General features: G+C 71.6%; 8 protein-coding genes. 5 read left to right on the forward strand and 3 right to left on the reverse strand.

Features of this window, described 5'->3' with window-relative positions; all coding sequences use genetic code 11:
* Window positions 1–34: 34 nt before the first annotated feature.
* Both nudC and E1284_RS18590 read right to left on the reverse strand, forming a co-directional pair.
* Window positions 35–943, reverse strand: coding sequence for an NAD(+) diphosphatase (gene nudC, locus E1284_RS18585; protein ID WP_131940561.1), 909 nt, complete (start codon window positions 941–943; stop codon window positions 35–37).
* Between the two features lie 22 nt (window positions 944–965).
* Entirely contained in the window at window positions 966–2,351 is a 1,386-nt protein-coding gene (locus E1284_RS18590; protein WP_243714577.1) for a dipeptidase, read from the reverse strand.
* Window positions 2,352–2,457: 106 nt separating this feature from the next.
* On the opposite strand from E1284_RS18590, the gene E1284_RS18595 reads away from it, so the two are divergent.
* The gene (locus E1284_RS18595; protein ID WP_243714578.1) at window positions 2,458–2,733 is read left to right on the forward strand and encodes a DUF4031 domain-containing protein; all 276 of its coding nucleotides are present in this window, start codon (window positions 2,458–2,460) and stop codon (window positions 2,731–2,733) included.
* Window positions 2,734–2,747: 14 nt separating this feature from the next.
* On the opposite strand, the gene E1284_RS18600 is transcribed toward E1284_RS18595, so the two are convergent.
* Window positions 2,748–3,356 (reverse strand): HD domain-containing protein, encoded by a 609-nt coding sequence (locus E1284_RS18600; RefSeq protein WP_131940563.1) that lies wholly within the window; start codon window positions 3,354–3,356, stop codon window positions 2,748–2,750.
* Between the two features lie 170 nt (window positions 3,357–3,526).
* Here E1284_RS18600 and E1284_RS18605 point away from each other — a divergent pair, with 170 nt between their 5' ends.
* The 4 genes from E1284_RS18605 to E1284_RS18620 form a co-directional block, all read left to right on the forward strand.
* Window positions 3,527–4,729, forward strand: a complete 1,203-nt coding sequence (locus tag E1284_RS18605) for an ATP-grasp domain-containing protein (protein WP_243714579.1) — start codon at window positions 3,527–3,529, stop codon at window positions 4,727–4,729.
* On the forward strand, window positions 4,726–6,312 hold the full coding sequence (locus tag E1284_RS18610) for an IucA/IucC family protein (RefSeq protein ID WP_131940567.1): 1,587 nt from the start codon (window positions 4,726–4,728) through the stop codon (window positions 6,310–6,312). The genes E1284_RS18605 and E1284_RS18610 overlap by 4 nt, the downstream gene beginning before the upstream one ends.
* Window positions 6,303–7,913 (forward strand): IucA/IucC family protein, encoded by a 1,611-nt coding sequence (locus E1284_RS18615; protein ID WP_131940569.1) that lies wholly within the window; start codon window positions 6,303–6,305, stop codon window positions 7,911–7,913. Before E1284_RS18610 ends, E1284_RS18615 begins: the two co-directional genes overlap by 10 nt.
* The coding region (locus tag E1284_RS18620) for an alanine racemase (RefSeq protein ID WP_131940571.1) at window positions 7,910–8,871 on the forward strand (962 nt) is incomplete at its 3' end. The genes E1284_RS18615 and E1284_RS18620, both read left to right, overlap by 4 nt.

Here is an 8,871-nt window from a genome sequence, read left to right on the forward strand (position 1 = left end):
CCGCCGACAACGGTCGGCGGGCTTTCTCGTCCCGTCAGAAGTCCGGCATCTTGGGGAGTTCGCCGCCGTACCAGCGCATGATGAGGTGCGCGGCGATGGACAGCGGGCCCGGCGCGACGATCTCGCCCGACTCGATGGCGGTGCGCAGGTCGTCGCGGCTGTACCAGGCGGCGTCCAGGATCTCCGCCGGGTCGGGGTTCAGCGGGACGTCGCCGTCCGCTTGCGCGGTGAAGCCGAGCATGAGGCTCTGCGGCAGCGGCCACGGCTGGCTGCCGAGGTAGCGGACGTCCCGGACGGCCAGCCCGACCTCCTCCTTCACCTCCCGCGCGACGGCCTGCTCCAGTGACTCGCCGGGTTCGACGAACCCGGCGAGGATCGAGCGGCGGTCGGCGGGCCACTGCGGGCCGCGGGCGAGCAGGACGCGGTCGGCCTCGTCGGTCACCAGCATGATCACCGCCGGGTCGACGCGCGGGAAGTGCTGCGAGCCGTCCCGCGGGCAGACGCGCACGTGCCCGGCGGACGACACCCGGGTCTCGGCGCCGCAGCGCGGGCAGTACCGGTTGGTGCCGTGCCAGTGCTCCAGGGCGACGGCGTGGGTGAGCAGCCCGGAGTCCCGGTCGCCGAGGAGGGCGCCGACGCGGCGCAACCCGGCCGGCTCCGTCCCCTCGATGGCGGGCAGCTCACCGGACACGCCGAAGTAGACGGTGCCGTCGTCGTCGGCGCCGAGGAGCCAGCGCTCACCGTCCGGCGCCCGGTCCGGCGGGATCAGCAGCAGCGCGGGGCCGGGCTCGTAGGTCACCAGCGCCCGGCCGTCGCGGACGACGAGGACCCGGGTCTTCGGATCGTTCCAAGCGCCGTCCAGCCAGGCGTCGTCGGTGCGGTTCAGCGCGACCCGGTCGAGCGTCCCGCGCGAGAGCGCGAGCCATTCGAGGCTTTCCGTCACAAGTGCTCCCCTCCCGGGTGTGTCAGCGCAGCGCGGCGGCGAGTTCTTCCCACAGGTACGCGGCCGCCTCGGCGCCCTTGAGCAGCAGCGGGATCTCGACCTTCTCGTTCGGCGCGTGGATGCGGTCCTCGTCCAGCCCGACCGCGACGAAGATCAGCGGGGCGTCCAGGACGTCGGCGAGGTCGGCCTCGGGGCCGCTGCCGCCCTCGCGGGTGAACAGCACCTCGGTGCCGAACGCCCGCTCCATCGCGCGCCGCGCGGCGGCGACGCCCGGCGAGTCGATCGGCGAGAAGCAGGGGCGGACGCCGCCCGCCGGGACGCGGACCTCGGCCGCCACGCCGGGCGGGGCGTGCTCGGCGACCCACGCCTCGAACGACTCCTGGACCCTGCCCGGGTCCTGGCCGGCGACGAGCCGGAACGAGATCTTCGCGTGCGCGTCGCGCGGGACGATCGTCTTGCCGCCGGGGCCGGTGTGCCCGCCCCACATGCCGTTGATCTCGGCGGTCGGCCGCGCCCAGACGCGTTCGAGGGTGGTGTAGCCCTTCTCGCCGTGCGCGGCGCGGCTGTCGCCGGCGGTGCGCAGCCACGCGTCCTCGTCGAAGGGGAGCCGCGCGAACAGCTCGCGCTCCTCGTCCGTCAGCGGGACGACGTCGTCGTAGAAGCCGGGCAGGGTCACCCGGCCGTCGGCGTCGTGCAGGCCGGCGAGCAGTGCCGCCATCGCCTGCAGCGGGTTCGGGACGGCGCCGCCGAACGAGCCGGAGTGCAGGTCGGTGGACGGCCCGCGCAGCGTGACCTCGGCCTCGGTGAGGCCGCGCATCCCGGTGCACATGGACGGGACGTCCGCCGCCCACATGGTGGTGTCGCTGATGACGACGGCGTCGCAGGCGAGGCGGTCGCGGTGGGTGCGGAGCAGGTCGGCGAAGTGCACCGAGCCCGACTCCTCCTCGCCCTCCACCAGCAGCTTGACGGTCACGGGCGGGGCCTGCCGCCCGGACGCGGCGAGCAGCGCGCGGATGCCGAGCGTGTGGAAGAAGACCTGGCCCTTGTCGTCGGACGCGCCGCGCCCGATGAGCCGGTCGCCCTTCTCCACGGGCGCGAACGGGTCGGTCTCCCACTCCTCCAGCGGCTCGACCGGCTGGACGTCGTGGTGGCCGTAGACGACGACGGCGGGCGCGTCGGGGTCGTCGGCGGGCCATTCGGCGAAGACGGCGGGCAGCCCGGCCGTCTCCCACGTCTCGACCGTCGGGAAGCCCTGCTTGCGCAGGTAGGCGGCGAGCCACTCGGCGGAGTCGCGGACATCGGCGGCGTGGGCCGGGTCGCCGGAGATGGACGGGATCGCCAGCCACTCCTTGAGGTCGGCGACGAACCGGTCCCGTTCAGCCTGGATATACCCGACCACGTCGTTCACCCGCATGCCCCTTCGCATGTGTGTCTGTCGTACCGTTGCACCGGCTCCGCAGGCCGTCACCGCCGCGAGCTTACATCGGTGTCAACGCAGGGTTAGGGGAAGCGGCTTGATCCTCATAGATCCCCCGTTGTGGCCCGCCCGCGGCCGAGTCTGGTCGCACATGGTGAGCGACGTGTCCTACGAGGAACTGCACGCGTTCGCAGCGGACCTGGGGATGCCGCCGAGGGCGTTCGAACGCGACCACTACGACGTGCCGTCCGAGCTGTACGAGGCGGCCGTGCTGCAGGGGGCTCAGGCGGTGGGGTGCCAGGAGTTGCTCTTGCGGCTCACCAAGGCGGGCTTGCGGCGGCGCAAGGAGTACCGGCCCCGCATCACGCACTGAGCGCCGACCGGGTGTCATGCGCCGAGCAGCATCAGTTCCGTCCGGATGTTGTTGCGCGCGGGCTCTTCGAAGCGTTCGCGCGCGGCGGGCGTGTGGAAGAGCCTGGGGAGCGCCAGTAGGCCGTTGAGCACTTCGGCTCGTCCGGCACGGAAGAACTCGTCGGGGACGAACGCGTACTCCTCCCGGACGGCGGCGGCGTACGCGGCGTACGTGCCGGGGTCGGCGGCGAGGACGGCGAGGTCCGCGTCGCAGAGGACCTGGCCGTTGCGGTCGTCCTCGTCCGGTGCGTGCGTGGCGGTGAGTTCGACCAGCCGGACGACCTCCTGGACGCGCGCGGGCGCGAGGTCGGTGTCGGCGAGCATCCGGGCGGCGAGGCGGGCGCTGCGCTCCTCGTTGTCGGCGCGCTCGGGGTCGTAGACGGCGTCGTGGAACCAGGCGGCGAGCCGGACGGCGTCGGGGTCGGCGGCGTGCGCGGCGAACTCGTCCACACGGTCGAGGACGGCGGTCAGGTGCGCCCGGGTGTGGTAGCGGCGATGCGGCTCGCCGTAGCGCTCGTCCAACTCCGTCCCGATATGCCGGGTGTGAGGCCCCGCGAGCGCGACCCACCGGTCGACAAGATCCATGCCCCCATCCTGGCGGACGGCCGGCGGGCCGGGACACGCGGTGCCGCCGTTCTTGCGCGCGCCGACCCGCCCCGCCACTATGGTGATCACTAAGAGTTAGGCAAGGCTTACCTCACTGCTGCTTACCTCACTACTGCCCGAGCTGGATGCCCGAGCTGGAAAGGCCGATCGTGGCCGCCTCTGTCCACCTGGTCGCCGGGAAGGCGACCGACTCGGTGACCTACGGGTTCCTGCCCGCCGCCGCGCGCCTGGGCCTCGACGTGACGCTGCTCACCGACCGCCCCGCCCTTTACCGGTCGGGTCCGCACGCGTTCGGCGGGCCGGTCGTCGAGTGCGACGTCTCCGACTTCCGGGACATCGTCGCCCACGTGGCCGACGGCGCGCCCGGTGGCGGGAACCTTGCCGCCGGGGACCCCGGTGGCGGGGAGCCCGCCGCCATCTTCTCCAACAGCGACTTCCTGCAGGCGCCCACCGCGCTGGCGGCGGCGTATTTCGGTCTCCCGGCCAAGGACTGGCGAGCGGCGACCCGTGCGAAGAACAAGGGCCTCATGCGCCGCCACCTGGCGGTCATCGACCCGGTCTTCTCGGCGGACGCGCGCCGGGTACCGGCGGACGCGCCGTATCCGCTCGTCGTCAAGCCGCGTGAGGGCGTCGCCAGCGAGGACGTGTTCCTCGTCCATGACGCCGCGGAGCTGGCCGCCCGGGTCGGCGAGATCTCCGCTCGGCGGGACGATCCGCTAGTGGCCGAGGAGTACCTGCCAGGGCACCTGCACACGCTGGAGACACTCGGCGATGGGCGGGAGCTGCGCGTCCTGGGTTCGTTCCGTACGACGCTCTCGCCGCCGCCGTTCTTCGTGGAAGAGCGCCTTGAGTGGGCGGAGCCGCCCGCAGAGACCCCGCAGGTTCTACGCCAACTGGAGGAGCTGGGGATCGGGTTCGGTGCGTGCCACACCGAGTTCGTCGTCCATGAGGGCCGCGCCCGCATCATCGAGGTCAACTACCGGTTGATCGGCGACCACTGTGACTTCCTCTTGGCCGACCTCCTCGGCGTCCCGCTCTTCGAGCAGATCCTCAAGGTGCACCTTGGCGAACCGTTGCCGGGCGTGCGGGTGCCGCAGCCGCGGCACGCGATCGCCGAGCCGGTCATCGCCGACCGGTCCGGCACGCTCACCTCGGCCCCCGGCCCACTGCGGCTGGCCGACGGCCCGGTGCAGCTGTTCTACCGTCCACAGCGCGCGGTCGGCGACTCGGTCGCGGTCACCCGCACCAACCGCGACTACCTCGGCACCGTGCGCGCGATAGGCCCCGGCCCGGACGAGGTGAACGCCGCCCTCGCCCGCTTCCGCGCCGCGCACGACTGGACCATCACATGACGGGCGACGCCGAGGGCCCACTGGCGGCCCGTGTTCTGGACGCGCTGCTCCGCGAGGACTACGGGGGCATACGGCGCTTCGTCCGGGACGGCTCGTTAGAACTCCCCGGCCTTTCGGTGCGCCTTCTACCGGCGCGCCCCGTGTTCCTCTTCGAACTGGTCGTCGCCCCTGACCAGGACCTCAAGCTGAGCGATGTCTTCCAGGTCGTCCGCACCGTGGCCGATCCCCGCGACGACACGGCGGCCTTCGAACGCGAATGCCTGGACGCGCTGGCGACCGCGAAACTGCACGACGACGCGCGCCCGGCCGTGCAGCGGCGGCTGGCGCACGTCCCGGACGAGCTGCGGACGGGCTCCGGGACGTTCTACGAGACGCTGGCGGCCTACAACGGCCATCCGGTGCACCCGGCGGGGCTGGGCCGCGCCGGCCTGTCCATGGCCGATCTGAGCCGTTACGCGCCCGAGTTCGCGCCGTCGTTCCCGCTGCGGTGGGCGTCGGTCCGGAACCCGGTGCTCACCGGCACGCTGCCGGAGTGGTGGCCCGCTCCGTCCGATGTGGGGGTGGGCGCGGCGGGCGCACTGTTCCCCGTCCACCCGCTGGCCGTGCCGCACGTGCAGGGGCGACCGGGCGCGGTGGTGGCCCCGGAACCGTTCCTGTCGGCCGGCCCGACGCTGTCGATGCGCACCGTGGCCGTCCTGAACGGCGACGCGCCGCTCGTCCATGTGAAGATGCCGCTGCCGACCAGCACGCTCGGGCTCCGCAACCGGCGCACCATCATGCCCGGCACGCTCCCAGACGGCGCCTTGGTCGAACGCATCCTGCGTCAGGTGCTCCAGCGGGAACAGGGGCTTCCCATCCTTCTCGCCGATGAGCAGACCTACGGCCATGCCGGCGATCCGCTCCTCGCCTACCTGGTGCGGCGCTTCCCACCGGAGACGGCGCGCGCGCACATCGTCCCGGTGGCGGCGCTGCTCGCGGAGGCTCCCGGCGGGGGCCACGTCATCGAACGCTGGGGCGTCGAAGACCTCTTCGGCACCTACCTGTCGGCGCTGTTCGCCTGGAACGTCACGCTGTTCCGCTACGGCATCGCGCTAGAGGCGCATCAGCAGAACGTCGCCCTCGTCTTGGACGACACGTCCCCGCTCCGTCTCCTCATCAAGGACAACGACGGCGCCTTGATACGCGCGTCCCGGCTCAGGGAGCACATCACGCCGTCTCCGGGCACGGACCCGCGCGACCTCATCGACCGCCGCATGACGACCGACGACCCCGAAGCCCTGGCCCGCGTGTTCGTCACCATCACGCTGCACCTGTGCGCCGCCGCGATCGCCGCCGGCCTGGCGGAGCGCGGCCTGCTCCCCTGGCGCGCCGGGCTCGCGATGATCCGCGAGCGCCTCGACGGCGCGCTAGGCCCGGACGACGCGTTCCTGCGCTCGCGCACCCTCGACGCCGACACGCTGCCGGGCAAGGCCATGGTCACCGCCGGAACCCTCGTCGACAAGGCGAGGACGGGCGCGGCCGACATCAACAAGCACTACGGCCCGCCAGGGCCCAACTACCTACGGGACGCGACGTGCTGCTAACAGAACTGTCCGGATCGGCCGTCACGGCCGGCGACGCCACCGCGACCGCGCTGCTCAACTGCCTCATCCGCGAGGTCTGCGCGCCCGAGCAGCAGGTGTGGCCGGACGGTGCCCGCCTCGTCGCGCGCCTCCCCCGCGCGGGCGTCGTGCTGCGCACCGGCCTGGCGCGCCCCCCGGTCGGCCCCACCTACCGCCTGGCGCCGCCCTACGAGGAGCGGCGCGAGGACGAGTGGATCCCGGCCTCCTGGGACAGGCTGGCGAACCTGCTCGCGGGCGAACTGGAACTGGCGACCGGCCGCCCCAATCCCGAGTTCCTCGCCCAGGTGGAGGACAGCCACGCCGCCCTCGCCGCCATCCTCGCCACACGAGGTGCCCCCTCGGACGACCGGTACATAGCCTCGGAACAGGCTCTTGTGGCGGGTCACCGGTTTCACCCGTCCCCGAAGTCGCGCCAGGGAGCGCCTAGTGACTGGCTCCGGTACGCGCCCGAGACAAGGGCTCGTTTCCGCCCGCACTGGCTGGCCGTCCCCGAGGAGCTCATCGCCGAGGAAGGCGACCCGGACGCGTTCGCAGCCCTGTCGTCCTACGGCCCCACCGCCCCTCCCGGACGAAAGCTGCTCCCCGTCCACCCGTGGCAGTTCTCCCTCCTCGCGGACAACCCCGTCCTACGGAGGGCCCTGGCCGAAAGACTCCTCCTTGACCTCGGCCCGTCCGACATGGAGGCGATCCCGACCTCCTCCGTCCGGACCGCCTACCTGCCGGACGCCGACGTGTTCTGCAAGTTCAGCCTGGACGTGCGCATCACCAACTGCGTGCGCAAGAACGCCTGGTACGAGCTGACCGGGGCGATAGCCCTCAACGGGTTGCTGCCGCCCATCTTCGGCATGCTGAACTCCACGCTTCTCTCAGAGCCCGCCTACCGCAGCGTCGCACTCCCCGACCGCCGCCTCTACGAGGGCTTGGGAGTGATCCTGCGCGAAGGCGTCACATCCCTTCCCGGCACTCCACTGCTGGCGGGCGCTCTAACCGACCCCTACAACACGTTCCTCGCGGACCTGCCCGCCCTGGAAAGCTCGGAAAGCGCCCGAGCATGGTGGGACGCCTACGTGGCCCAAGTGGCACCGCCCGTCCTTCGCGCCTATCTGGACCACGGAATCGTCCTGGAACCGCACCTGCAGAACGTGCTCGTCTGCGTCGACTCGACCGGCATGCCGATCCACGCGGCGTTCCGCGACCTGGAGGGCACCAAACTGACCGCCGGCCGCTGGGACCTGACGCACCTCCCGTCCCGCGTGGCCGAAAGCCTCACCTACGCGCCCGACCGAGGCTGGAACCGCGTCGTCTACTGCCTCCTGGTCAACCACCTCACCGAAATCGCCGCCGCCGTAGCCGACCTCCACCCGCACCTGGAACAAGCACTCTGGCTGGACGCGAGAAAACACTTCGCGGCCCACGGCCATCACCCACAAATCAAGGCTCTCCTGGCCGGAGTCCCATTGCCCGCCAAGGCGAACCTCCGCACCCGGTGGTCCCGCACAGCCGACCGAGGCGCCGCTTACGTCGCCGCCCCGAACCCTCTGGCAGCACCCCGACCGATATGAACGAACTCGCCCTGAACCTCGGCAGCTATCCGGCCTACATCTACGACCTGCCGGGCCTGGAAGACCACATAAGGACAATCCGCAGGGCCCTCGGCTCCACGGAACTGTTCTACGCCGCCAAGGCGAACCCGGACGCCGAGATCCTCCGCACTCTCGCACCCCATGTGGACGGTATTGAGGTGTCATCGGGCGGTGAACTGACCCACGTCCGAGAAACCGTCCCCGGCAAACCCCTCGCCTTCGGTGGGCCAGGCAAGACACCCGAAGAACTGCGCCTCGCCCTGACCGCCGACCGGATCCACGTGGAAAGCCCCAACGAACTAAGAAGCCTCGCCGCCCTGGGCCCCGCCGAGATCCTCCTCCGCGCGAACCTCCCCCTGAACACCCCGAACGCCGCCCTGACCATGAGCGGTCCTTTCGGCATGGACGAGGACGACCTCGACGAATGCGCCCGCCTCCTGGCCGACCACCCCGACCTGGCACTCCGGGGCGTCCACGCCCACCTGGCCTCCGGCCTGGACGCCCCCACCATGCTCGACCTCGCCCACCACATAGCCGAATGGGCACTCCCCTGGCTGAAAGCCCATGGAGTGGACGACCCGGAACTCAACGTGGGCGGCGGAATGGCCGTCGACTACACGTCCCCCGAAACCCGCTTCGACTGGAGCACCTACGCCCAGGGCCTGGCCTCCATCCCCGCCCGGATCCGCATAGAACCGGGCCGGGCCGTAACCGCCTACCACGGCTGGTACGTGACCGACGTCCTCGACACGAAAACGACCCGAGGCGAGACCTACGTCATTCTCCGAGGCGGCACCCACCACCTGAGAACCCCGGTGACAAAGGGCCACGACCAGCCCTTCACAGTCCTCACGGCCACCGGCCCGACGAGCCCCGCCACCCTGGTGGGCCAGTTGTGCACCCCGAAGGACGTCTTCGCCCGCAACGTCCCCGTCCC

The organism is Actinomadura bangladeshensis, assembly GCF_004348335.1.
GTDB lineage: Bacteria > Actinomycetota > Actinomycetes > Streptosporangiales > Streptosporangiaceae > Spirillospora > Spirillospora bangladeshensis.